Raw genomic sequence first — 23,753 nt, 5'->3', positions numbered from 1 at the left:
TCGGGCCGGTCGACAGCAGATCGTTTCTGGTCTCGATGCCAAAACCTGCTGATTTCAAGCTCGATAAAAGCATGGCTATCGTTGGTGCCCAAGGCGGCGCCTAGGTTGTCGAAAGCCGAGCATCAGGAAAAGCTTCGTGTGAGGCAGGAGATGGAAAGCGCCCAACAACTTGCCGGGCGCAGACTATTATAGGAAGGACGTGAGCCCTCAGTGCGCGATCATATCGCGTACGATCTCATCGGCGCTCGACGAAGACGGATAGTAGGTAGGCCAGTTCGTCACCTCCTTAAGCAAGGCGGCACGATCATCGCCCCAATAAAGGTGATAATGATCTGCTGCCGCCGGAGCGATCCCGTGATCGCTGAACTGGATATATTGCGGGGCATCCTCGTCGCCATCGATCTTCTCGAAGATGAAACGCACACCGCGATTGCCTGCCTCGTAAGTCAGGATTTGATAGCCGTCACTGGCATAACGGGCTTGAAGGGGCTCTCCATTTTCATAGAAGGTAACGCTGTCGCCCTCAATGACGATCCGTTCGACATCGGTTTGATAGCCGACTTCATAATACTCGTGATACTCTTCGGCAGTTTTGTCGCCGTTCTCGGCCTTGTGCTTCATCACCGGCTCGAGCGTCCCATCCTCAAGATACGGGAAGACCGACTGCCAGTCTCCGGCCCAGTCCGACAGCGCGCGCTCTTCGACCTGATCGTCGTCAAAATAGCCCTGGTAGATCTGGTCGTCGTCATGATCGTGGCTGTGTTCATGGTCGTGATGCTCGCCTTCGGCCCCATGAACGACTCCGCTGCCGCCGGCCACCACGATATTGTAGGGTGTGCCCTCAACCTCGATCGTGCCCACTTCTTCAAGTGTTTCGCTGGAGATCCGGCGCACAAGGCCCGCATTGGGATCGCTCATGATCACTTCGTCACCGGCCATGGCGAGACGCGGCCTCGGATCGTTCCAGTGGCCGTCCATGGAATAGGGTTCGGTGACTCTGGCGCTCTGAGCGACCTCCGCGTCCAGCAGATCGATCTGATGCAGGGTGCCGTCCTCGGTCAACACATAGCCAAAGCGCGCATTGGCAGAATCGAGCACGAAATCGACGCGGCGGAACGGCAGCTCGATATAGCGGAAATGCGGCTCATCGACGGGATCGATGACCACCAGCCCGTCTGCGCCGTAATTGCCCAGGAACACCTGCACGGCCTTCGAGCCCAACAGCGTGCCGGTGCTTTCACCGTTCGGCAGATCGTTCGGGTATTGCAGCATCTCAAAGACCGGCCTGTCCTCGCCGTCCGTGACGGTGAGCACGCCTTCCTGGCAGCCGGTGGCGAGATAGGCGCCCGAGAAGGCTTCCCCGTGAATGGCCGTGCAGGTCTCGACCTCGCCGACGGGGCTGCCGTCTTCGTTGACCTGTTGCAGGCCGATGCGATCGGGGGCCGCATCGCCTTCGACCGGCGCGTCCGAGGCAACGCTCGTCACCCAGGTATCGCCGATCGGCGCAGCATAGCCGTGGTGCGCTCGCGCTTGCGGCAGCCGCGTGGTCACCAACTCGCCATGTGAGAGTTCGTGCGTATCGATGATTTCCGCATAGCCGCCCCGGTCGAAGTTAATCACGGCTTTGCCGTTATGATCGATCATGTGGAACGGACGCGGACCAGTCAGGGTCTCTTCTATTGCCGCGGGATCGGATATCTCGATGTCCGAGTGATCGCCATGGGCATGAAGAGAGATACCGCTGTTGAAGAAACTGACCGCATCGTCATCGGACTGGACGGCCACGACAGCAGCTCCGTTGTTCACGGTATAGAGTTTGTTCTGGCCGGTGGTTTCAAAAGTCCAGCGATTGTCCGGATCGCCAAGGTCGAAGGCCGTGACGTGAGGTTCGGCGTGATCTCCGACAAAAACGCGATAGAGCGTAACGTCCTCGTGGCTGTGGTCGTGTTCCTGTGCCAGGGCACCGCCGGATAAAACAAGCGTAATGGCCGTGGTGTAAGCGAGATTTCGCAGCATGATTTACTCCGTTGGAGGGTGAGAAAAAGCGTGTCGAACGACGACGCTTTGGGCTGGGTGGACCATGTCAGTCGCTGGCCAAAGCCGAGGTGATAGCATGGGTGTTGTGACGCATCATGGTGAGGTAGTCGGGCGCTGGGCCACCGGCCGGAGATAGGGCGTCGGAATAGAGCACACCGGCAACATCAATCCCCGCTTCGCGGGCGATCTGTTCGACCAGCCGGGAGTCTGAAATGTTCTCGGCAAAGATGCCGCGGGCATTGGCTTCGCGCATCTGGCGGATCAACCCTGCCACATCGGCGGCTGACGCCTCGGATTCCGTCGAAACGCCTTGTGGCGAGAGAAACCGGATGCCGTATTCGGCCTCGTAATATCCAAAGGCGCTGTGCCCCACGACCACCGTTCGATTGCTCTCGGGCAACGCTGCTATGCTGTCGCGGATTTCGCTGTCGAGCGTGTCGAGTTCGGCGAGGTAGCGTTCCGCATTGGCCTCGTATTGTTCGCATCCATCGGCATCGGCGGCACAGAACGCCTCGCGGATCCCCTCGACATAGATCTTGGCGTTGACCACGGACTGCCAGGCATGGGGATCATGGGCACCGGCATGAAAAATCGCTTCGCCGTTGACAAAATGGTAGTGTCCGCCACCGGGTTCTTCGCGCGTTTGGACATGATCGGTCAGCGTGACGATATCGGCCTCGGTTCCGCTGGCGGTGACAAGCCGGTTCATGAAGCCTTCGAGCTCGAGCCCGTTGGTGAGAACGACGTCGGCGCGCGCCAACGCCATCGCATCGGCGGGTTTGGGCTCGTAGACATGCGCGTCACCATCGGGTCCGACGAGCGTATCGAGTTCAATGTGATCGCCACCTACCTGGTAGGCGAAGTCACCGATGATTGAAAAACTCGCGACAACAGCGAGCTTGTCATCCTGCGCCGATGCCGGAAACGTAATTAATGATATGACAGAAAAAGTTACGGCGTGTTTGATCCAACGGAGGGTCATAGCAGGTCCTTCAAGCAGTACGATGGGCGGTCTTCGGTAGGCGCGTCATCAGAACCCCGCGCGGCGCCGCGATGACTGATGTCGCATAGGCAAACCCCGCGGAAAGAATGATTGCCGGTCCAGAGGGCAGCGCAGCGTGGTAGGAGAGCAGCAGGCCGGCTATTGACGAGAGCGCACTAATGCCTATAGCGAGCAGGCACATGGTTTCGACCCGCTGGGCCCAGAAGCGCGCCGCCGCCGCCGGCAGGATCATCAGCCCCACCGACAAAAGCGTACCCAGCGCCTGAAACCCGGCCACCAGATTGATGACGACGAGCCCGAGAAAGATGAAATGAACGGGCGAGCCAAGTTTTGAAACCGAGCGCAGGAAGAGCGGGTCGAGACATTCGGCGATGAGCGCGCGCCGGAAGAACAGCAAGGCCGAAATCGTGATTGCGGTGACCAGCCCGATTAGCGTCAGGGCATCATTGTCGAGCGCCAGGACCGTTCCGAAGAGGACATGCATGAGATCGATATTCGAGCCGCGCAGGGACACCATAACCACACCCACTGCAAGCGAGATCAGGTAAAAGGCGGCCATCGAGGCGTCTTCCTTCTGGATTGTCAGGCGTGAAACCGCGCCGGCGCCCAATGCGACCAGAACGCCAGCTATCAGCCCGCCAAGGGTCATCGGCACAATCTCGAGGCCATAAAGCAGAAAGCCGGCTGCTGCCCCGGGCAGGATCGCATGCGCCATGGCATCACCGGTCAAGCTCATCCGTCTGAGCATCAGGAAGACGCCGACCGGAGCGGCGCTGACCGAAAGCATCAGGGCGCCCAGCAGCGCACGTTGCATGAAGGCGAATTCAACGAAGGGCGCGATGAGGATGTCATGGAATCCCGTCATTGCACCGCTTCCTGCCGACCGACGCAGACACCATCGTGGACGTCATCTCCGGGCGCGCACCAAGGCGCATTCTCGTCCCAGGCTTCGTGTAGCCGGCGGGCGCGCAGGAGATTTTCGGGGGTGAGAGTGTCTCGGGCGGCACCCCAGGCTATGAGGCGGCGTGCCAGCAGCAAGGCTTGTGGGAAATTCTCCCGCACCAGATCGAGATCGTGGACCACGACCAGAACGGTCCGGCCTTCTCCATGCCAGTGTTTGATCAATGCGACAAGGTCGGTCACGGTTTTAGCATCAATGGCGTTAAACGGTTCATCGAGCAGGATCAGTTCGGCGTCCTGCACCAGGACACGGGCAAAAAGCACCCGCTGCAACTGGCCGCCCGAAAGCGTGTCGATGGGCCGCCGCTTAAAGCCGTCGAGCCCGACGGCCCTGAGGGCATTTAAGACGGTTTCCCGATCCTGTGCGCCATGCCGTCCGAGCAAGCCGCGCTTGGGCCAGAGGCCGAGCGAGACCAAATCGCGTACCTGTGCAGGGAACGACCGATCAAGTTCTGACTGCTGAGGCAGATAGGCGATGCGCGCATCGGGGGCAACCGTGCACGCCCCGCCCAATGGCCGGAGCATGCCGATAATACCTTTCATCAATGTGGACTTACCCGAGCCATTGCCTCCGACAATTGCCAGAAGCGTACCCTTTTCCACTACGCCATCGAGGTGATGAACGGCTGGATGGCTGTCATAGCCCAGGGTCAGATTGGAAAATGTTATGCAGGCGTCATTCATATGAAGGCATCGGTGTTTTGAGGAATCAATTATGTGATGTTATCACATTTCACGTTTGCCAATGTAACCCCCGAGTGTCAATCACTCCGGGACACTCAATCTATCGGATCTGACATTGCGGATCGCGATTGCGATACTTCAGGAAATTGGCGTTACCCAACCCACCCATGCCAAGGTTTTCTGCCGTGCTCAATTTCGAACGAGCTTGGACAGAAATCTCTGACTGCGCTCATCGGCAGGTGCGTCGAAGAAGCGATCGGGCGGAGCGATTTCGACGATCTCGCCCGCCTCCATATAGACCACCCGGTCAGCAACCTGCCGGGCAAAACCCATCTCATGCGTGACGACCAGCATGGTCATACCGCCTTCGGCAAGTTCAACCATCGTGTCGAGAACTTCGTGGATCATTTCGGGATCAAGTGCGGAGGTCGGCTCGTCGAACAGCATGATACGAGGTTCCATGCAAAGTGCCCTGGCAATGGCCACCCGCTGTTGCTGACCACCTGAAAGCTGGCCGGGGAATTTTTCAGCCTGATCCAGAATCCGGACCCGGTCCAGATATTGCCGGGCGCAGTTCTCAGCTTCCGGACGTGGGGTCTTGCGTGACAGGATCTGGGGCAGGGCGCAGTTTTCCAGCACAGTCAGGTGGGGAAACAGGTTGAAATGCTGAAAGACCATGCCCGCTTCGCGTCGAATGGCATCGAGATTTCGCACGTTATCGCCAAGCAGGATGCCGCTGACCCGGATCTCGCCCGCGTCATGGCGTTCAAGCTGGTTCAGACAGCGGATCAGAGTTGACTTCCCGGATCCCGAGGGACCACAGATGACCACGCGCTCGCCGCTCTCGACGTGGAAATCGATATTCCGCAACGCGTGGTAGCTTCCAAAATACTTGTTCAGTCCCTGAACCTCTATGGCGGTGGTCATGAGCGGTTCCTTGCGTTGATGCCCGCTTCCAGATGGCGGGAGTAAAGCGAAATGCCGTAGCAGATCACTAAATAGATCGCGGCGACGAAGAGATAGGCTTCTTTCGAAGGTGCCGGCCAGGCCGGATCGGTGGCCGCGCTGCGCGCTGCGCTGAGCATGTCGAACACACCTACGATCAGAACCAGAGAGGTATTCTTGACCATGACGATGGCGGTATTGGTCAAGGGCGGAATTACCTTCTGAATCGCCTGAGGCAGAACGATATGCCAGACTGTCTTCCAATATGGGATGCCAAGCGCTTGGGCCGCCTCGATCTGGCCACTCGGCAGGCCCTGCAACCCACCCCGAACCACTTCCGCCAGATAGGCGGCGGCAAATATGGTCAGCGCGGCCAGTGTGCGGCCCAGCTTGTCGATAGTCCAGTCTGCGGGAAGGAAGAGCGGCAACAGGATCGCCGCGACGAACAACAGTCCGACCAGCGGCAGGCCGCGCACGATCTCGATCAGGAAGATTGCGATGGCGCGGGCGATGGGCAAGCTGCCGCGCCGGGCCAGCGCCAGTATCACCGCGAAGGGAAAGGCCATGCCCAGAGACAGGGTGGCCAGCAACAGTGTGACCGGCAGTCCGCCCCATTTAGACGTGGGAACCGGCGGCAATCCCGCGATACCTCCTGCCATCAGCACCAGCATCAGGGCGATGCCGACGGCCCACAGCGCCAGCAGGCGAGCACCCCAAAGCCGGGGCCAGGCGGTCAGCAATACCATGATCAGGATCACTCCGACCACCAGTGCCGCGCGCCATTGCTCCTCGGGGGGATAAAGCCCGAACAGGATCAGTCTCAGCTTCGAGCCGATGAAGGCCCAGCAGGCGCCGCCGGAAAAGCAACCCTGCGGGGTGGCGACATACCAATGCGCATCGATGAAGGCCCATTTGAATGCCGGTACCAACGCGAGCAGGATGCCCACTGACAGGAGGGTCAGGCAGGCGCCGAGCAGATCGCCGAAGAACGCTTTCGCGATGCGGAGAACCAGCGGGGATTTCCGGCGAAGATGCGGGCTTGTCATGACAGTTGACTGCATCTTACCTCTCCACCAGGGCGACACGCGCATTGAGCCAATTCATCAGCGCCGAAACCGAAAGCGAAATCGTCAGGAAGACGCCCAGCATGATGAGAATGCTTTCCAATGCCTGCCCGGTCTGGTTGATGACCGTGTTCACGACGAGCCCAAGTTCTGGGTAACCGACGGCAACAGCCAATGTCGTGTTCTTGACCGTCGAAAGATATTGCGAGGTCATGGGCGGAATAATGATCCGCAAAGCCTGGGGCAGGATGATGCGGAACATGATCTGCCGCTCGCTCAGCCCAAGAGAGCGACCGCCTTCCCATTGCCCTTTCGACACGGCCTGGACACCACCACGGATCACCTCACCTACAAAAGCGGCGGTGTAGAGAGTCAATCCCAGGATGATCGCGCAGAACTCCGGAGACAAATGCTGTCCACCGCGAAAGTTCAGGCCGTTGAGTTCCGGGAATTCCAGCCGGACGGGGCGCCCCGCCAGGTGCCAGATCGCAATGCTTGCACCAAGCCACAAGGCCACGGCAGCACAGAGGCGAGCTGGCAGTGGCAGTAACGCTTTGCCGGTTGGCCAGCGCCAGGCTATGCGCAGCGTCAGGATCAATGCCAGTGCGATCGCGGCCAGCAACCAACTGCCGCTGGAGCTGAGGAACAGGTCCGGAGCATAGGCGCCGCGTAGCGTCAGATATATCCCGGGTAACGGCGTCCAGGCTTCGCGTGGAGGCGGAAAGACCGAGGTTGCCACGCCGTAGAAGAACAAAAGCTGTACGATCAGTGGGATGTTACGAAACACCGTGACGTAGCCGGCTGCCAGCCGCGATAGCATCGGATGCGCGGACAGCCGGGCCAGAGCCAAGGCCAATCCCAGTACCGTGGCCAACAGAATGGTCAATGCCGAAAGCCACAGCGTATTGGCCAGCCCGACGATGAACGCCCAGAGAAAGCTGTCCTCCGGCGAATAATGCAGGATGGTTTCCGAGATTGGAAAACGGGCAGGACGGGACAGGAAGTCCAGTCCGGTGCGGATGCCCCGTTCGGTAAGGTTCTGCGCGGTGTTACCGCCGATCCACCAGATCAGAGCGGCAAGGCTGCCCATAAGGGCAATCTGCGCAACCCATACCCGAAGCTTGCGGGAATACCATAGCGTATCGAACATGGGTTTACTGGAAAGCTAGCGGGAACATCAGGCCGCCCTGATTGAACAGCGCATTATAGCCTCGATCAAGCTTCAGCGGGCTCCCCATGCCGACATTGCGCTCGAATACTTCGCCGTAATTACCCAATGCCTTGACGATGCGATAGGCGAAATCGTCGCTTAGCCCAAGCGCGGTGCCATTGCCGGGATCGGTGCCCAGAAAGCGGCGGATGCGTGGATCGTCGCTGTTCAGCATCTCATCGACATTGCCCTGGGTGATGCCGAAGGCTTCGGCTGCGATCAGCGTCTGAATGGACCAGCGCACGATATCCGCCCATTGATTGTCCCCGTGACGCACGGCCGGTGTCAGGGCATCGACATATTCCGTCGCTGGGAAGATGACGTAATCATCCGGTCTGTCGGCCATGCTGGCTCTCACGGAGGCCAATGCCCCTGCATCGGTAATCAGCGCATCACAGCGACCGGAAAAGAAGGCTTGCCGCGCCGCGGACGTGTTGTCGAATACCACCGGTTGCAGGTCGAGCTGATGCTTGGCCGAGACGTCATTGACGACGATCTCTGTCGTTGAACCTGTCTGGACGCAAACGGTCGCGCCAGCCATGTCTTCGACTTTCTCGATGCCCAATGATTTCGGCATCATGAAACCGGTAAACTCATAGTAATTGGGAGTGGTGAAGTCTATGCCATTGGCATCGCGCTGCACGGTCCAGGTCAGGGTGCGTGGCAGGATATCAATCTCACCGGTCTGCAAGGCGGGAATACGTTGCTGGCCGGAAAGCGGCACGAAATCTACGGCATCCTTGTCGTCCAGGACCGCAACCGCCACGGCGCGGCAGGTTTCGACATCCAGGCCGCGCCAATAGCCATTATCATCCGGTGCGCCAAAGCCCGGGGTTCCCTGGCTAGCACCGCAGATCAGCCGGTCGCGCTCCCTGACGGTCTCCAACGTTGTTTCCGTATGGCCTGCATTGGCTGCCATCATCGTGGCTAGCGGTAAGGCGAGGAAGGCCAGTCTTGCTGTAATTGTCATATGTCTCTCCTGTTGGCTGCACCTTTGCGGTGCGCTGGTTTCATTTTTGCGCCAGGATGGCGAAAAAGCGGTCGAGGTCGTCACGCAGATCGTCGGGCTCCTCCAGCCCCACGCTGATCCGAAGGATCACCCGGTCATTGCGTGGGTTGGGGGTTATGCGCTGATCGGCGATGCGCATGGGAGCGATAAGGCTGCGAGTCCCGCCCCATGAGGCGCCAATGGTGAATATCTCCAGGCTGTCCAGGGCGATGTCCAAACGTGACTCCCACGCCTCGGGCAGAACGACCGAGAAAAGGCCGCTCGCCCCAAGGAAATCCCGCACCCAAATCTCGTGACCAGGATCGGAAGGCAGGACGGGCGACAGAACCTCGACCGGGTGACGGTCCGAGATTTCTTGCGCTAGCTCGCCGGCAATGCGGCCCGAATGAACCAGACGTACTGCCATGGTTTCGATGCCGCGTAACACCAGCGAGATCGCATCGGGTGCGGTATGAAAGCCCAGCATGCGCATCACATCGCGCAGGCCTTTCCGCAGGGCTTCGTCAGTCACTGTGACCGAGCCCATCAGGATGTCGGAATGCCCGCCGGGATATTTCGTCAACGCCTGCATCGAGAAATCAACCCCATGCGCAAGCGGCTTGAACAGCAGCGGCGTCGCCCATGTATTGTCGATCCCGGTCAGGATCCCGCGTTCCTGCGCAAGGCGGGCGATGGCGGGCACATCCTCGATTTCCATCGTGGTCGAACCGGGGCTTTCCATCCAGATCAATCGGGTTTGCGGTGTCAGATATGTCTCGATGCCGGCACCGATCCCGGGAGGATAGGTGGACCATGTGATACCAAGCGGGGCCAGAAAGTTGCGGCATAACCCGGTAACGGGCGGATAGGCCGTCTCGGCCAGCAGAACGTGATCGCCCGGCTTCAGGACGCTGAGAAAAACCGCCGCAATCGCTGCCTGCCCCGAAGGCAGGACGACTGCCTTCAATCCGCCCTCGAGTGCGGTGATCTGCGCTTCCAAAACACGTTGGGTGGGCGTGCCGTGCATCCCGTAGGAATAACCGTCCAGATCGCGCGCGCCGCGCGTGGCATAGCTTTGGGCATCCTCGAAGACGATCGTTGATGCACGATGCGTGGGCACTGCAAGCGAGGCATAACCTTCTTCGGAAATGATTGGATGATGAACGGTGCGAGTCATGTCGCGCATGGAAGCCCTCCTGTCTGGCGGGAGAAAGCTTGCATAGATGTGGCAGAAAAAATACTGATGTGAAGTTATAATTCTATGCGTAAAGCTGATATGAGATATCGCCAGATTGAAGCCTTCCATGCCATGATGATCTCGGGTTCGACGGTGCGTGCCGCTGAATTGATGGGAATCACCCAGCCCGCGGTATCGCGGCTTATCGCCGAGTTGGAGCAATCGGTGCGTTTCGCGCTGTTCGACCGGGTCCGTGGACGGTTGGTGGCGACACCCGAAGCGCGGCTGTTCTTTCGCGAGGTCGAGGCCAGCTTCAAAGGGCTTGACCGATTGCGTGCAACCGCCGCATCCATCCGGGATTATGGCGAGGGTAGCCTACGCATCGGCTGTTTTGCTGCGGGGAGCACCGATCTTGCGCCGGCAGCGATCCGGGCGTTTCGGGTCAGAAATCCCCGGATCCGATTGACGATGCATGTTACCTGGTCCTCGGCCATTCGCGACGGAGTCGTGGATGGTAATTACGATATAGGCCTGGCCGCAGACGAGATCGATAGTTCGGGTCTGGACACTCAACAGTTCAGTAACATGTCAGGGCTGATCGCGATGCCAGCGGATCATCCGCTCAACCGGCTGAGGCAAATCGAACCGCAGCATCTCCGCGGGGTGCCATTGCTGGGGTTGGTTCCCGAGGATCGCGCTCGACAGCGCCTCGACACGCTTCTGGATCAGGCCGGGATCGAGCCGCAATATGTCGTCGAGACGCCGAACTCGGCGACGATTTGCGCATTGGCAACAAGCGGTGATGCGGTTGGGCTGGTCAATCCCATGGTTACGGGCAGCTTCCGCCATGCCGGTATCGTTTTCCGCCCGTTCGAGCCGAAAGTCACCTTTCGCGCATTGTTGTTGTTTCCCCCGAACACGCAAAAGTCACAACTGGTGAAGGACTTCGTGTCCGAACTCCTTAAACAGCGGAATTCATTCAAGATGTAAGCGGATGGATTCGGCAACCGCGGTGACGAAAGGCTGTCATTGCGACGGACGCCCGGCGAGTGGAGGAGCATGATCGAACTCGACAGGCTCTGCCAAAGAATCTTGCATTAGGATTTTGTTATGTTATCACATAATAAATACTGAAACACTTGGCGATGGCATGTTGAATTCTGGGCTCACACCTGCAAAGAGCTTGAGCATCGAAGTAGCGGAACGTATCTGCGCCGAGCGGGGGGCGCGGTTTACTCCTCTCCGGCGTACCGCACTTGAGGTTTTGCTCGAGTTCAACGGCCCGGTGAGCGCCTATGATTTTCTGCCCGCACTTGCGCAGCGGTTGGGACGGCGCCTGGCGCCACCAACGGCTTATCGCGCCCTGGGATTTCTTCTTGAGCAAGGTTTTATTTGTCGGATCGAGACGCGCAATGCGTTCACGCTCGCAACTCATCTAGAAGACCGAAATGCCGGAGTATTTTTCCTTTGTGATCATTGCGGTGCGACCGTTGAGGTGGATGCGGATGGTATTACCGAGCTTCTCGCCGGCAGGGCGGCGGCGCTTGGGTTCGAAGTCGGTCGGCGGATTGTCGAATTGCAGGGCATTTGTGCAGATTGCAGATATACCACAGCGGCTGTTGAGGGACAGAGCCAGGTGGTGAGGGGCAGGCGCGCATGACGGGAAATCAGTCATCTGCGCCTGCTCCGATTACATTGTTGACCGGCTTCCTCGGCAGTGGGAAGACCACGGTGTTGAACACGCTTTTGCGCCATCCCGATTTCAGTCGGACGGCGGTGATCATGAATGAATTTGGCGAGACCGGGCTGGATCGCGAGCTGGTCGTCTCGACCACCGAAAGCCTGGTGCTCCTGCAATCCGGCTGTATGTGTTGCACGCTGCGTGGTGATTTGCTCGAGACACTGATCGAACTCGGAGAACGCAGGGAAGCCGGGGAGCTGGAGTTTGCGCGGGTGGTGATTGAAACGACGGGACTCGCTGATCCGGCCCCAATCCTGCACACGCTGATCACCAGCGCTGAACTCGCTGGCCGCTTCGTCATGGACGGGGTGGTGGCGACGGTTGATGCGGCTATCGGGCTTGATGCCCTGCATACGCAGGAAGAGGCGAGACGGCAGGCGGCGCTCGCTGACCTGATTCTTCTGACCAAGACCGACCTGCCTGACGCGGACGAGGCAGCTCTCAGATCGGAAATCGCGTTCTTGAATGCCGGTGCTCCGGTCGAGATCGTCGTGAATGGCGCGGTCGAGCCGTCACACCTGACTGGACTTGGGCATTTCGATCTTTCGATGAAATCGAAACAGGCACAGGCTTGGCTGCGGGCTGACGATGTTCCAGCACCTGGATACGGCGATCCGGATATACAGCGGCACCTGGATTCAATTCGGGCGATTTCCTGGATGATCGAGGAGCCGCTTTCTGCCAGCATGTTCGATCTCTGGATGGACCTGCTGATGGCAAGGCGGGGCGGCGACATCCTTCGCTTCAAAGGTCTCGTTCACCTGAAGGACATGTCTCATCCTTTCGTGGTCCACGGTGTCCAGCATATCTTTCACCCGCCGGTTCTGCTCACTGACTGGCAGGGAAGCGATCGCCGATCGAAGCTGGTGTTGATTGTGCGCCACTTTACCGATCTCGAGTTCCGGAAACTTTTCAGGGCTCTGAACTCGGTTCCCGTAATCGAACACGTGCTGCCTGGTGGATATCTTTCTGCAGAGGTGGCGTAGTGAAGCTGCTTGATAGAGGTCGTGTCCCTGAACATGTAAAGGTGGCGGTCGCGGGTGCAGGGCCTGCGGGCCTTGGCGTGGCGCGGGCGCTGCGTGTTCTGGCGATTCCGGATGTCTGGTTGCTTGAGCGTGGCCCGATCGAGCAGAGCTTCCTGCGCTGGCCCTCGGGAACGCGGCTGCTGACCCCGTCCTTTCCCGGCAATGTTTTCGGCCTGACTGATTTGAATGCGATCAGTTATGACAGTTCGCCCGGCTGGTCGTTGAAGCGTGAGCATCCCGATGGCGGGTATTACGCGCGATATCTGGAGCAGGCGGCGCTGGCCTTCGGGCTGAATGTCGAAGGTGGCATCGAGGTGCTGGGGTTGGAACCGGAAGGCGAAACCTTCCGGCTGCATACCGACCAGGGCGAGATCGGTGCGAATTTCGTGATCTGGGCCTGCGGACAGTTCGGCACGCCCACGGATGCCGGGATCATCGGTGCGGAACACGCTCGTCACTATGCGGGTGTGACGCGTTGGCAGGATGTGCCGGGGGATGAAACCTTCGTTATCGGTGGTAATGAGAGTGGGATCGACGCGACACTCGGACTTGCCTGCGCGGGCAAGCGGGTGACGGTGTTGGCACGCGCCGCAGCGTCCTGGCTGGATGGCGATAAGGATCCCAGCCGTGTGCTGTCACTTTTCACGCGGCAGCGACTGGATGTCGCCATGAAGGGTGGGGCGATTATGCTGGTCGACGGGGCCGATACCGCCGTGCTGGAGACCTATCGCGCCAATAACATGTATCTCGACGATCTGGCCTGCTGTGATGCCGATAAATGTCTCTGTTGAAGCTGTGCTCCTGACCGCTTCCGGCATTTCTACTCAGAGACAACAGATGACCCTGATTCTGACCAACAGCATGGGCGGCGAGAAACAGCCCTTCACCCCGCGCGATCCAGATGAAGTCCGGATCTATGTCTGCGGTCCGACCGTTTACAACTATGCCCATATCGGCAATGCCCGCCCTGCGGTGGTCTTCGACCTGCTGGTGCGGGTGCTGGAGCGCCATTTCGGGCGCGTGATCTATGCCCGCAACCTCACCGATGTGGATGACAAGATCAATGCGGCAGCCGCCGCGGCTGGCGTGCCGATCTCGGTCATCACCGAAGGCTTTACGGCTGCCTACCATGCCGACATGGCGGCGCTCGGCGTGCGCCCGCCACAGATCGAGCCGAAGGTCACCGATCACATACCCCAGATCATCGACCTGATCACGCGACTTATGGCGGCAGGCAATGCCTATGAGGCCGAGGGGCATGTCCTCTACCATGTCCCGTCCTTCCCGGAATATGGCGCCCTGTCGCGCCGCAAGCGCCATGAGATGATCGCGGGCGCACGGATCGAGGTTGCGCCCTTCAAACGCGATCTGGCGGATTTCGTGCTCTGGAAACCCTCGGACGAGAAGCAACCCGGCTGGGACAGCCCGTGGGGGTGGGGGCGGCCCGGCTGGCATATCGAGTGCTCGGCCATGATCGAGCATCATCTGGGCAATCCGATCGATATCCACGGCGGGGGCATGGACCTGCAATTCCCCCATCACGAGAACGAGATCGCCCAGGGAACGCAGGCGCGGTTCTGGATCCATAACGGCTTCGTCACCGTCGATGGGCGCAAGATGTCCAAATCGCTCGGCAATGTGCTGCTGCTGCGCGATCTGCTGGAGCAGGCGCCAGGCGAGGCGGTTCGGCTGGCGCTGCTGTCTGCACATTACCGGCAACCGCTGGGTTGGACCGGGCAGACCTTGCCGCAGGCGGTGAGAACGCTCTCGCGGCTTTATGCCGTGGTCGGAGATGGGCCGGGCGATCTTCGGCTGTGCAAGAACAGCCCGCTATTGGAGCAGTTCCGGGCGGCGTTGGACGATGATCTGAACACGCCTGCTGCCATGGCGGAACTCTTTGCGCTGGCCGATGCGGCGCGATCGGCCGGTCCCGACCTGCGCCCACGCTATGTCTGCGCATTGGTCGAGGCGGGGGCGGAACTGGGTCTGCTGCAAAGAACCGAAGCCGACTGGCAGGCAGAACTGGCTGCCTGCGGGTCAGCGGCTCCTGACTCGGATCATGTCACGGCGTTGCGTGACGAGCGTGCCGCCGCCCGCGCCCGTCGCGATTTTGCGACAGCCGACCGTATCCGTGATGAGTTGCTGACCCTCGGTGTCGCGGTCGAGGATCGCCCATTAGAAGGGCAGGGTGCATGAGCGGGTTCGGCCATATCTGGCGGATCACCCGCTGCAACCCCTTCGGCGGTTCCGGCCATGATCCGGTTTCGCATGCCCTGGACTCCCGCCCGAGGGCAGCACGCTCTGCCTTCTCCACATGAACGCTTTCACCGATCACCCGGCCCAACCGCAGTATCCGAATGCCCTCAATCTCGGTCGGAACCTGAGAGGGAGGCAAAACACGACGATGACTGACACGGTCTCTCAACAGCAACCGGGCTTTGGTCCGACCGGCCTCGGCGTGACCGCTTCGCATCTGACTGCGCTTAAGCAGGTTCTGGTTCGGTAGGCGCAACGCAAAGGAGTATTCGAATGAAACATGCCAAAAAGACAGCCGAACAGATCCCGGTCTTTCTGCTGACCGGGTTTCTGGGCGCGGGCAAAACCACGCTGCTGAACCGCATATTGGAAGCTCCCGTCTTCCACGACACCGCGCTGATCATCAACGAATTCGGCCTGGTTCCGGTCGACCACGATCTGGTTCGCGAGGGGCGGGAGCAGCCGGTGGTCACGACTACCGGCTGTATCTGCTGCACTGCGGGCAGCGATCTGCGATCCTCGCTGGATGAATTACTGGTTGGTCGCCGTGATGGGAGCCTGCCGTCGTTTTCGCGGGTCATTGTTGAGACAACGGGCCTTGCCGATCCGGCCCCGATCATCAACAGCCTGATCCCGGGCGGCATCGCCGCGGTCTCGCTTCGCGACCACGCGGTGGCACGGGTATTCAGGCTCTCTGCGGTGATTACGGTTGTGGACGTGGAAAGCGTTGGTGCGGCACTGGGCAATCACCCCGAATGCCGTCGTCAGGTCGCGTTTGCGGATCATGCGGTTCTGACACGCACCGACATAGCCTCCGCCGGTGACTGGCCGGAAAGATTACGGGAAATTAATCCAGCGCTGCAGGTTCATGATGCGGCCGAAGCCGGATTCGATCCTGCCTCGCTGTTAGCCCCGGGCAGTTATTCTGCCTTTGGCAAGGGAGAGGGTGTTGAGGCCTGGTTGACAACCGAGACGCATCATCATGATCATGCCGGAGATTTCCAGGATCTGAACCGGCACGGGAATGTTGTCGCGATCCCGCTGACCCACGATCAGCCGCTGGACATCGGTGCTCTGCGACGGTTTCTGATGAAGCTGACATCGACGCCGGGTAATGGACTTCTGCGTATCAAGGGGTTGGTGGCCTTGCAGGAGAATCCGGCATCACCAGCTGTCGTTCACGCCGTGCAGCACCGGCTCTATCCTATTACCAGGATCGATTCCTGGCCGAAGACGGAAGCATATAGCCGTCTCATAGTCATCGGCACAAACCTTAATGAAGAAGCGATCCGCCAGGATTTTGATGCCCTGTCGCGCCGTCCACAACCATTGCTGGTCTCGGCCTTCCAGGCTTTCCGGCACGGCACCGGGTTATTCTAGCGCCCGGCGCAGACCACCATCAGCTTTAGGAGAGGATTGAGAGATGAAACATGATGTCATCGTTATTGGCGGCAGTTTCGCGGGTATGGCAGCGGCGCTTCAACTTCTGCGGGCGCGACGGCCGGTCCTGATCGTGGATGCGGGAGAGCGACGCAATCGCTTTGCCAGCCACTCGCACGGGTTTCTGGGGCAGGACGGTATCGATCCGGCTGTGATCTGGGCGCGCGCCCGCGAACAGCTTCTCATCTATCCAGCCCTGAACTGGATCGACGGCAAGGCCATCAGCGCTGGCGGGCAAAAGGACAGTTTTCATGTAGCTCTCGAAGACGGTTCCCGCAGCGAAGGCAGACGCCTGCTGTTTGCGACCGGGCTGCGTGATATTCTGCCCGAGATTCCGGGACTGGCAGAACGGTGGGGCAGAGCGGTATTCCATTGCCCTTACTGTCATGGTTATGAGCTGAACCGGGGCCGGGTCGGGGTTCTGGCCACAGGATCGATGGCGTTGCACCAGGCACAGTTTTTGCCGGAATGGGGTGAGACCACGCTGTTCACCAACTGCGCAGTGCAACCGGACGCGGCCGTCCGTGCCGATCTGGCGGCAAGAGGTGTCAGTATTGAGGACATCCCAGTTGTCACGCTGGAGGGCGAGGCGGATGTGCGCCTGGCAGATGGTCGGCTGCTGTCCTTCACCGGCCTTTTCACCACCAGCCGCGCGGTTCCCGCATCGCCTATTCCCGAGATGCTGGGATGCGCGCTTGAGGAAAACCCGCTGGGGCAGCAGATCCGGACAGACGACAGCAAGGAAACCACCGTCCCCGGAGTTTTCGCCTGCGGCGATGTCGCGCGGGTGCCGCATTCGGTCTCGCTCGCCGTGGGTGATGGGGCATGGGCTGGGGCGCAGGTACATCGCTCGCTGGTGTTTTGACGGGCGGGGCAATCGGCGCTGTGGTTGGGCGCCGATTGCGAGGTTTCCAGGGATCAGGCTGGCACAATCTTGCCGGGCAGATTGTTGACCCGCATCGTTTCCTGTGGCTGGTAGTGAATCACCGAGCGGATCGACTGGCCCGCATGTAGCAGATCGAAGGCGGTATTGATTTGCTCATGTGTCATGTTGTGGGTGATATAGGGATCGACATCGAAATCGCCGCGCAACCATTCATCGACCATACCGGGAAGTTGGCTGCGCCCCAAAACGCCACCAAAAGCCGACCCACGCCATACACGGCCGGTGACGAGTTGGAACGGACGGGTGGCGATTTCCTCACCCGCGCCGGCGACGCCGATCACCGTGCATTCGCCCCAGCCCTTGTGGCAGCATTCCAGCGCCGAGCGCATCACGTTGACATTGCCGATACATTCAAAGGAATAATCCACACCGCCGTCGGTCATCTCGACGATGACCTCCTGGATGGGCTGCTGGAAATCGGCGGGGTTAATGCATTCATCCGCCCCGAGGTTCCGTGCCAGCGGGTATTTATTTGGGTTGGTATCAATGCCAATGATCCGGCCAGCGCCCACCATCTTCGCACCCTGGATTACCGCCATCCCGACCGCACCTAGCCCGAAGACAGCAACCGTCGCACCCGGTTCGACTTTTGCGGTGTTACGCACGGCGCCGATACCCGTGGGCACGGCGCAACCCATGACGCTGGCTTTGGCAAGCGGCGCCTCCTTGGAGATTCTGGCAACGGCAATCTCGGGCAGAACAGTATATTCGCTGAAGGTCGAGGTGCCCATGTAGTGATGGATCATCTTGCCTTTGTAAGAGAAGCGCGAAGTGCCGTCGGGCATCACGCCCTGGCCCTGGGTTTTGCGGATCGTCTGGCAGAGATTGGTCTTGCCGGATTTGATATAGGGACAGTTGGGATCTTCTGGCGTATAGAGCGGGATGACGTGATCGCCGGGCTTGACCGAGGTGACGCCGCGGCCCACCTCCTGAACGATTCCAACGCCTTCGTGGCCCAGAACAGCAGGAAACAGACCCTCGGGATCGCGCCCCGACAGGGTGAACATGTCGGTATGGCACAGGCTGGTGGTGACGATGCGCACCAGAACCTCGCCGGCCTTGGGGCCTTCAAGGTCGATTTCCTCGATTTCCAGCGGACGGTTCGGTTCCCATGCGATGGCGGCGCGGGTTTTCATTTCGGAATTCTCCTCGTATTGCATCTATATGTGTAATGTTATTACGTTGCGGTTTTCTGGGGAAACCCGTTCGAACCCTCTATTTCGGACAGACTTCCCGATATTCACGCCAGAGAACGAGAAGGCAGCGGATGACAGGATCGGATGGCCAAGGCACCCCGGGGAGGGATAACCTTCGGGTGCATGTCGTCATCTATCCCGGCTTCAAGTCGATGGAGGCGGCCGGGCCTGTTAATGTGCTTAGCTATGCCAATCGCCATCTGGCCGCGCGCGGTGATCCACGGCGCTACGAGATGACACTGGTTGCGCCTTTGGCCGGTGTCATCCCCTCGGACACGTTGATTTCACTGGAAGCGGCGGAACTGCCCGTTGCCGGCCCGCTGGCCACGGTCATGATCGCCGGTGCGGAGGATATCGAGGTGGCATTGGCACGGGAAACCGCACTGGTGGACTGGTGTCGTCGGCAGGCTTTCGGGGCGGAACGCTTTGCGGGCCTGTGTTCGGGATCGTTTTTCCTGGCTGCAGCGGGTCTTCTGGATGGACGGCGGGCGACGACGCATTGGAGTGTTGCAGCACTTTTGCAGAGTCGCTTTCCCAATGTCCGCGTGGATGCCGATGCGATCTTCGTGCAGGATGGCAGCCTCTGGACTTCGGCCGGAGTGACGGCAGCGATCGATCTGGCGCTGGCCTTCGTCGAGCAGGATTTCGGCCGCGATCTGGCATTGGCGGTGGCCCGTGATCTGGTGATCTATCTCAAGCGGCCGGGCGGGCAGTCGCAATTCAGCGCGGCCCTGACCAGCCAGATGAGCGGCCCGCCAGGAATGCGCGATATTCAAACTTGGTTGCTGGCCAATCTGGATCGATCGCTGCATATCCCCGACATGGCCGCTCGCGCGGGGATGAGCTCGCGCAACTTCACTCGTCTGTTCGCCGCCGAATTGGGTGTGACACCGGCCAGCTATCTTGAAGGCGCGCGCTGCGAACGTGCCAAGGTGCTGCTGCTGGACAGCGACCTGCCGATGAAGACCATCGCTTCCCGTTGCGGCTTCACCTCGGACGAGCAGCTGCGCAAGGTATTCCTGCGCCGCTTTTCGCTGACGCCCCGCGACTATCGCGGCCGGTCTGATCGGGGCCGGTCTGATCGGGGCCGTGGTCCATGCAACGGAAAAATCATTACGGCAGTTTCCATTGCCTCGCCGATCAGGGACTATGGCAGGTGGTCCACCGTTCCGCCTGAGGCCGATCGTCAAGGTCCGGCTGTCGCTGCATGAAGGCTATGATGCTGATTGGTGGGAAACCGGCGAACAAGGCCGCCTGCCGAATATGACGTAGTTGTCCAATATCTGCCAGGCGATGCCGACCTCGGTAAACCCGGCGTGACGCAGGGATGCGACGTGAAAATCCACCGGGCAATCCTCGCCGCTGGTCGCGTTTTGCGGCGCGGGAGGCTAAGAATGCATCTCGTTCCGCTTTCAAATGTGCCAGTCCCGAGATGCGCGCCGCTCGTTCCCACCACATTGCCCAGTCATCCTCGCCTTTTTCGACGGCCTCGCGTTCAACACGCTGCCGCATGTTTCGGGCGATGGTACTCAGAGTCGGCCAGCGGTCGTCGAAGCGCATATGATCGCCATTCATGACGATGCCGCTGGGCTGCAACAGCTCTCCTGCTGCACCGTAAAATTCGGCCAGATCTCCTGGCGACAGCCAGTGAAGGGCGGTGGTTGAAACCATCGCGACAGGCGGTGCGGCTGTCATCGAATTTGTTGCCTTAACAACTTTTTCGGTCCAGAAGGGGCCAGAGAGATCGGCTTCGACGGCACGCACCCCGGTCTGCATGCGGCTCAAGCGCCACTCTTGCCATTTCCAGCAACATCACATCCGCGTCAATCGCGATCACACGTGCCACGCACCCTACTGATGAGATCGCGACTCGTCATCGGCGCACTCGTACTATTTCTGTGCTTCGCATGGGGCCGTCAGGCTGCATTCGGAACATCTGCCCCCGGCTTGGAAAGTTACGAGATCCGTGGCTTCTATGCGCAGTGACGATATGCGGCCAAGGTCTTGTCGGATAATTAGGATATCGAGCTCCTTAATCGTGACCATCGATTCAGAACCAAACAGACCGTTACAATAAGGCGGGGTCCATATACATCCAAACATGCAGGCCGGTTCACAAGGCTGGGCTTTTGCCTCGTCTTCGCCCTCGCGACAAGGCAGAGTGTTCAGCGAGAGCGATGGCAAGCTGACCGCTGGGCGCCATATGCAATCCCTTTCCAACGAGTGATGTCTTGAAATCTTTGCTGAAACCGGCTTGGCTGATCTCTTTCTCTGTTACAGCCATAAGTGATTGAGCCTGTCATGATTTCACCTCGCCCTGCTCGGTATCAGCCTATCTCCGCCATTAGCGAACGACGTTTGTGGGCAGCGGTTCTGCTTGCGGTCATCGAGGATTATCGGCGCGAATATTGGGGTGCCACGGAACGCAGCAGTTATCCCCGACCGGAAGGTGTGATCTCCGATTTGCGCTACTATTTCGCGAGCCGGGGCGGTCGTATGGTCCGTACCATGGCAGGGTTCGATGATCTTTGTGTCGAGCTCGTCATCGAGCGCATCCGAGCGTTCAAACCGGGCCGGCAGGATGCCGCGCCGCGCCGGTCGCCCGTCATGCTCATTCAGGCTTCTTCGGTTATTCAGGGAGGCTGATCTTTTGCGGCGGGCATGATCGCGGTACCCTTTTATCCGAAGCGTCTGGGAATGCACGACAACGTTAGCTAGAGTTCTTGCTTCAGCGCCCGCACTTCGTGTCGCAATGCGCGGATTTCGCTCAGGATGAGTTCCTGTTCGGCGTGTAGTGCGGTGCGCTCGGCCGAAGCTTCCGCGTCATGCTCTGCCTGCATGGCAGAGACGATGATGCCGATGAAGAGGTTGAGCACCGTGAAGGTCGTCGATACGATGAAGGGGATGAAGAAGAGCCAGGCCCAGGGGAAGATCTCCATCACCGGTCGCACGATGCCCATCGACCAGCTTTCCAGCGTCATGATCTGAAACAGAGAATAGGCCGAGGCTCCGATCGAGCCGAACCAGTCCGGGAAGCTGGCACCGAAAAGCTTGGTCGCCATCACAGAGAAGACATAGTAGACCAGTCCCAGCAGTAATACGATGGAGCCCATACCTGGCAGCGCTGCGATCAGCCCGCCCACCACCCGGCGCAGGGAGGGAATGAAGCTGACAAGCCGCAGGACACGCAGTATCCGCAGTGCGCGCAGCACCGACAGGCCGGCCGTTGCCGGCACAAGCGCGATGCCGACCACGAACAGATCGAACAGGCGCCAGGGATCCCTGAAGAAATTCGTTCTGTAGACCAGCAGCTTTGCGGTAAGCTCAGCCACGAAAACACCCAGGATCAACCGGTCGAGAAGCAACAGCAGCGAGCCGGCTTTCGTCATGGCATGTTCCGATGTCTCGAGTCCCAGGGTTATGGCATTGATGACGATAAGGACTGTGATCGCCGTTTCAAAGCGGCGTGATTCGACGAGGGCCTTCAGAGCAGACACAATCGGATCCCAGCTGTTGATGATGATATTCGGATCACAGGTGGTGTTGAATTGCGCTAGCGTCAAGCCATCAAAAGCTGCTTGAAAGGCCCAACCGCGTTTCGTGGATTAATTGGCGGGCGGATTGGATTTAAACTACGGTCGTGTGGGCCACGAAATACCGCTACAGAGTCCTGCAAGGCTCGACGCCGGGGACGCATCAAGATGATCATTCGGCAAGCTAGGCGATGAAATCGATGTGTATACCCAAGAACAATAGTAGCTCGAGCCGGAAGACAGATAAGACCCAGAAGGAACCGCTAGAACATGCTGCTTGAGATCCTGATCGTTTTTGCCCTGACGTTCGTGAATGGCGTTCTGGCCATGTCCGAGCTTGCGGTCGTCTCCTCGCGCACCGCGCGGCTCAAGGTCATGGCCGACAATGGCAGCCGTGGAGCCGGGATCGCCATGCGGCTTGCGGCGGATCCCGGCAGGTTCCTGTCCAGCGTGCAGATCGGCATTACGCTGGTCGGCATCCTGTCCGGGGCGTTTTCGGGGGCAACGCTCGGCGTGCGGTTGGCCGATGCCCTGACTGCGGCCGGGCTGAGCGCCGCCCTGGCGCGAACTATCGGTGTCGGCGGCGTCGTGGTCGCCATCACCTATCTGTCGCTGGTCTTCGGGGAACTGGTGCCCAAGCAGATCGCGCTTCGTGCCCCCGAAAACGCGGCTGCCCGGATCGCGCCGCTTCTCCATGCCATCTCGATCGTCGCTGCGCCGGCGGTCTGGCTGCTCGACAGGTCGGGCAAGATCGTGCTCGCGCTTCTCGGTCAATCCGGGGCAGCTGATAATGGCGTGACGGATGAGGAGGTCAGGCTGGTTCTGACGGAGGCCCGTACTGCCGGCGTGATGGAAGCGGCCGAAACCGAGATGATCGCCGGGGTGATGCGGATTGCCGATCGCACGGCACGGGGGCTGATGGTGCCGCGGCACGAGGTCGAACTCGTGGACGTGATGGATGATCCGGCGGCCGTGGTCGCGCGCTTTCGGGACACCGATCATTCGCGCCTTCCGGTGCGCGATGGCGGGCCGGATGACATCGTCGGCGTCGTCAAATCACGCGATTTCCTGGATTCAGGAACATCCGGCGTGGCGCCGGAACTGCGCGATCTGATCACCGAGGCTCCGGTCGTCCGCGACGGCATGGCTGCGCTTGACGTGCTCGAGACGCTACGCAAAACCCCTGCGCATATGGTTTTCGTATATGACGAATACGGTCATTTCGAGGGTATTATCACCCCGATGGACGTGCTCGAGGCAATCGTCGGCGAGTTCCACGAGGGCGAAGGAGCGGAAGCGAAGATCGTTTCGCGCGAGGACGGCAGCCTGCTGGTGGCCGGCTGGACCCCTGTCGATGAATTCGCGGAACAGATAGGGTTGGCGCTCGACGGGGATCGCGACTACGCGACGGTAGCCGGCCTCGTGCTGGAGAAGATGGGGATGCTGCCGCAACCGGGCGAGTATTTCGAGCTTGGCGGCTGGCGGATCGAGGTCGTGGATGTGGACGGCCGCCGCATCGACAAGCTGCTCGTGCGGCGCAAGACCGCG

22 protein-coding genes are annotated in these 23,753 nt (G+C 59.8%); 10 read left to right on the top strand and 12 right to left on the bottom strand.

Going from position 1 to position 23,753, the window contains the following annotated elements; all coding sequences use genetic code 11:
* Nucleotides 1-207: 207 nt before the first annotated feature.
* The 9 genes from C9E81_RS23070 to C9E81_RS00070 form a co-directional block, all read right to left on the bottom strand.
* The gene (locus C9E81_RS23070; RefSeq protein WP_425010599.1) at nt 208-894 is read right to left on the bottom strand and encodes a metal-binding protein ZinT; all 687 of its coding nucleotides are present in this window, start codon (nt 892-894) and stop codon (nt 208-210) included.
* 1,189 nt (nt 895-2,083) lie between these two features.
* Nucleotides 2,084-3,019 (bottom strand): zinc ABC transporter substrate-binding protein AztC, encoded by a 936-nt coding sequence (aztC, locus tag C9E81_RS00105; protein WP_122110306.1) that lies wholly within the window; start codon nt 3,017-3,019, stop codon nt 2,084-2,086.
* Between the two features lie 10 nt (nt 3,020-3,029).
* The gene (aztB, locus tag C9E81_RS00100) at nt 3,030-3,905 is read right to left on the bottom strand and encodes a zinc ABC transporter permease AztB (protein ID WP_122110305.1); all 876 of its coding nucleotides are present in this window, start codon (nt 3,903-3,905) and stop codon (nt 3,030-3,032) included.
* Nucleotides 3,902-4,684, bottom strand: a complete 783-nt coding sequence (aztA, locus tag C9E81_RS00095; protein ID WP_122110304.1) for a zinc ABC transporter ATP-binding protein AztA — start codon at nt 4,682-4,684, stop codon at nt 3,902-3,904. Before aztA ends, aztB begins: the two co-directional genes overlap by 4 nt.
* Before the next feature lie 189 nt (nt 4,685-4,873).
* The gene (locus C9E81_RS00090) at nt 4,874-5,611 is read right to left on the bottom strand and encodes an amino acid ABC transporter ATP-binding protein (RefSeq protein ID WP_122110303.1); all 738 of its coding nucleotides are present in this window, start codon (nt 5,609-5,611) and stop codon (nt 4,874-4,876) included.
* Complete coding sequence (locus C9E81_RS00085) at nt 5,608-6,690, bottom strand: amino acid ABC transporter permease (RefSeq protein WP_122110302.1); 1,083 nt, start codon at nt 6,688-6,690, stop codon at nt 5,608-5,610. The genes C9E81_RS00090 and C9E81_RS00085 overlap by 4 nt, the downstream gene beginning before the upstream one ends.
* A 1-nt stretch (nt 6,691) precedes the next feature.
* Entirely contained in the window at nt 6,692-7,843 is a 1,152-nt protein-coding gene (locus C9E81_RS00080; protein ID WP_122110301.1) for an amino acid ABC transporter permease, read from the bottom strand.
* Between the two features lie 4 nt (nt 7,844-7,847).
* Nucleotides 7,848-8,873 carry an amino acid ABC transporter substrate-binding protein gene (locus C9E81_RS00075; protein ID WP_122110300.1) on the bottom strand — a complete coding sequence of 342 codons (1,026 nt, stop codon included), beginning with the start codon at nt 8,871-8,873 and terminating at the stop codon, nt 7,848-7,850.
* Between the two features lie 40 nt (nt 8,874-8,913).
* The gene (locus C9E81_RS00070) at nt 8,914-10,077 is read right to left on the bottom strand and encodes a trans-sulfuration enzyme family protein (protein WP_122110299.1); all 1,164 of its coding nucleotides are present in this window, start codon (nt 10,075-10,077) and stop codon (nt 8,914-8,916) included.
* Nucleotides 10,078-10,167: 90 nt separating this feature from the next.
* On the opposite strand from C9E81_RS00070, the gene C9E81_RS00065 reads away from it, so the two are divergent.
* From C9E81_RS00065 to C9E81_RS00030, 7 genes are all read left to right on the top strand, one after another.
* A complete protein-coding gene (locus tag C9E81_RS00065) occupies nt 10,168-11,058 on the top strand; it encodes a LysR substrate-binding domain-containing protein (protein ID WP_122110298.1) in 891 nt (296 codons plus the stop codon).
* A 193-nt stretch (nt 11,059-11,251) separates the two neighbouring features.
* Complete coding sequence (locus C9E81_RS00060; RefSeq protein WP_166461770.1) at nt 11,252-11,728, top strand: transcriptional repressor; 477 nt, start codon at nt 11,252-11,254, stop codon at nt 11,726-11,728.
* A complete protein-coding gene (locus tag C9E81_RS00055) occupies nt 11,725-12,795 on the top strand; it encodes a CobW family GTP-binding protein (protein WP_122110296.1) in 1,071 nt (356 codons plus the stop codon). Before C9E81_RS00060 ends, C9E81_RS00055 begins: the two co-directional genes overlap by 4 nt.
* Nucleotides 12,795-13,625 (top strand): NAD(P)-binding domain-containing protein, encoded by an 831-nt coding sequence (locus tag C9E81_RS00050; protein WP_166461769.1) that lies wholly within the window; start codon nt 12,795-12,797, stop codon nt 13,623-13,625. Before C9E81_RS00055 ends, C9E81_RS00050 begins: the two co-directional genes overlap by 1 nt.
* A 46-nt stretch (nt 13,626-13,671) precedes the next feature.
* Nucleotides 13,672-15,030: a cysteine--tRNA ligase gene (gene cysS / locus C9E81_RS00045; protein WP_122110294.1), complete on the top strand. Its 1,359-nt coding sequence runs from the start codon at nt 13,672-13,674 to the stop codon at nt 15,028-15,030.
* Between the two features lie 333 nt (nt 15,031-15,363).
* Nucleotides 15,364-16,470 carry a CobW family GTP-binding protein gene (locus tag C9E81_RS00035; protein WP_208021059.1) on the top strand — a complete coding sequence of 369 codons (1,107 nt, stop codon included), beginning with the start codon at nt 15,364-15,366 and terminating at the stop codon, nt 16,468-16,470.
* 43 nt (nt 16,471-16,513) lie between these two features.
* The gene (locus C9E81_RS00030; protein WP_122110292.1) at nt 16,514-17,395 is read left to right on the top strand and encodes an NAD(P)/FAD-dependent oxidoreductase; all 882 of its coding nucleotides are present in this window, start codon (nt 16,514-16,516) and stop codon (nt 17,393-17,395) included.
* A gap of 53 nt (nt 17,396-17,448) precedes the next feature.
* Here C9E81_RS00030 and C9E81_RS00025 read toward each other — a convergent pair whose 3' ends face one another.
* Nucleotides 17,449-18,612, bottom strand: a complete 1,164-nt coding sequence (locus tag C9E81_RS00025) for an S-(hydroxymethyl)glutathione dehydrogenase/class III alcohol dehydrogenase (RefSeq protein ID WP_122110291.1) — start codon at nt 18,610-18,612, stop codon at nt 17,449-17,451.
* A gap of 131 nt (nt 18,613-18,743) precedes the next feature.
* On the opposite strand from C9E81_RS00025, the gene C9E81_RS00020 reads away from it, so the two are divergent.
* Entirely contained in the window at nt 18,744-19,883 is a 1,140-nt protein-coding gene (locus C9E81_RS00020) for a GlxA family transcriptional regulator (protein WP_122110290.1), read from the top strand.
* Here the strand turns inward: C9E81_RS00020 and C9E81_RS22620 are convergent.
* Nucleotides 19,813-20,457, bottom strand: coding sequence for a hypothetical protein (locus C9E81_RS22620; protein WP_147457539.1), 645 nt, complete (start codon nt 20,455-20,457; stop codon nt 19,813-19,815). The two genes, C9E81_RS00020 and C9E81_RS22620, sit on opposite strands and share 71 nt — an antisense overlap.
* Nucleotides 20,458-20,973: 516 nt before the next feature.
* Between C9E81_RS22620 and C9E81_RS00015 the strand changes: the two genes are divergently transcribed.
* Nucleotides 20,974-21,318, top strand: coding sequence for a hypothetical protein (locus C9E81_RS00015; protein ID WP_147457538.1), 345 nt, complete (start codon nt 20,974-20,976; stop codon nt 21,316-21,318).
* A gap of 68 nt (nt 21,319-21,386) precedes the next feature.
* Here C9E81_RS00015 and C9E81_RS00010 read toward each other — a convergent pair whose 3' ends face one another.
* A complete protein-coding gene (locus tag C9E81_RS00010) occupies nt 21,387-22,172 on the bottom strand; it encodes an ion transporter (protein WP_208021092.1) in 786 nt (261 codons plus the stop codon).
* A 303-nt stretch (nt 22,173-22,475) separates the two neighbouring features.
* On the opposite strand from C9E81_RS00010, the gene C9E81_RS00005 reads away from it, so the two are divergent.
* The coding region (locus tag C9E81_RS00005) for a hemolysin family protein (protein ID WP_147457537.1) at nt 22,476-23,753 on the top strand (1,278 nt) is incomplete at its 3' end.

It is taken from the genome of Paracoccus alkanivorans (genome assembly GCF_003697785.1).
Taxonomy (GTDB): domain Bacteria; phylum Pseudomonadota; class Alphaproteobacteria; order Rhodobacterales; family Rhodobacteraceae; genus Paracoccus; species Paracoccus alkanivorans.
Note: the sequence above shows the minus strand (reverse complement) of the source record. Positions and strands in the feature narration are given on the sequence as shown.

What these genes read in the sequence shown, in the direction of transcription:
- aztC (WP_122110306.1), bottom strand. Translation starts at nt 3,019, where the DNA reads ATGACCCTCCGTTGGATCAAACACGCCGTAACTTTTTCTGTCATATCA.
- aztB (WP_122110305.1), bottom strand. Translation starts at nt 3,905, where the DNA reads ATGACGGGATTCCATGACATCCTCATCGCGCCCTTCGTTGAATTCGCC.
- aztA (WP_122110304.1), bottom strand. Translation starts at nt 4,684, where the DNA reads ATGAATGACGCCTGCATAACATTTTCCAATCTGACCCTGGGCTATGAC.
- C9E81_RS00090 (WP_122110303.1), bottom strand. Translation starts at nt 5,611, where the DNA reads ATGACCACCGCCATAGAGGTTCAGGGACTGAACAAGTATTTTGGAAGC.
- C9E81_RS00085 (WP_122110302.1), bottom strand. Translation starts at nt 6,690, where the DNA reads ATGCAGTCAACTGTCATGACAAGCCCGCATCTTCGCCGGAAATCCCCG.
- C9E81_RS00080 (WP_122110301.1), bottom strand. Translation starts at nt 7,843, where the DNA reads ATGTTCGATACGCTATGGTATTCCCGCAAGCTTCGGGTATGGGTTGCG.
- C9E81_RS00075 (WP_122110300.1), bottom strand. Translation starts at nt 8,873, where the DNA reads ATGACAATTACAGCAAGACTGGCCTTCCTCGCCTTACCGCTAGCCACG.
- C9E81_RS00070 (WP_122110299.1), bottom strand. Translation starts at nt 10,077, where the DNA reads ATGCGCGACATGACTCGCACCGTTCATCATCCAATCATTTCCGAAGAA.
- C9E81_RS00065 (WP_122110298.1), top strand. Translation starts at nt 10,168, where the DNA reads ATGAGATATCGCCAGATTGAAGCCTTCCATGCCATGATGATCTCGGGT.
- C9E81_RS00055 (WP_122110296.1), top strand. Translation starts at nt 11,725, where the DNA reads ATGACGGGAAATCAGTCATCTGCGCCTGCTCCGATTACATTGTTGACC.
- cysS (WP_122110294.1), top strand. Translation starts at nt 13,672, where the DNA reads ATGACCCTGATTCTGACCAACAGCATGGGCGGCGAGAAACAGCCCTTC.
- C9E81_RS00035 (WP_208021059.1), top strand. Translation starts at nt 15,364, where the DNA reads ATGAAACATGCCAAAAAGACAGCCGAACAGATCCCGGTCTTTCTGCTG.
- C9E81_RS00030 (WP_122110292.1), top strand. Translation starts at nt 16,514, where the DNA reads ATGAAACATGATGTCATCGTTATTGGCGGCAGTTTCGCGGGTATGGCA.
- C9E81_RS00025 (WP_122110291.1), bottom strand. Translation starts at nt 18,612, where the DNA reads ATGAAAACCCGCGCCGCCATCGCATGGGAACCGAACCGTCCGCTGGAA.
- C9E81_RS00020 (WP_122110290.1), top strand. Translation starts at nt 18,744, where the DNA reads ATGACAGGATCGGATGGCCAAGGCACCCCGGGGAGGGATAACCTTCGG.
- C9E81_RS00015 (WP_147457538.1), top strand. Translation starts at nt 20,974, where the DNA reads ATGATTTCACCTCGCCCTGCTCGGTATCAGCCTATCTCCGCCATTAGC.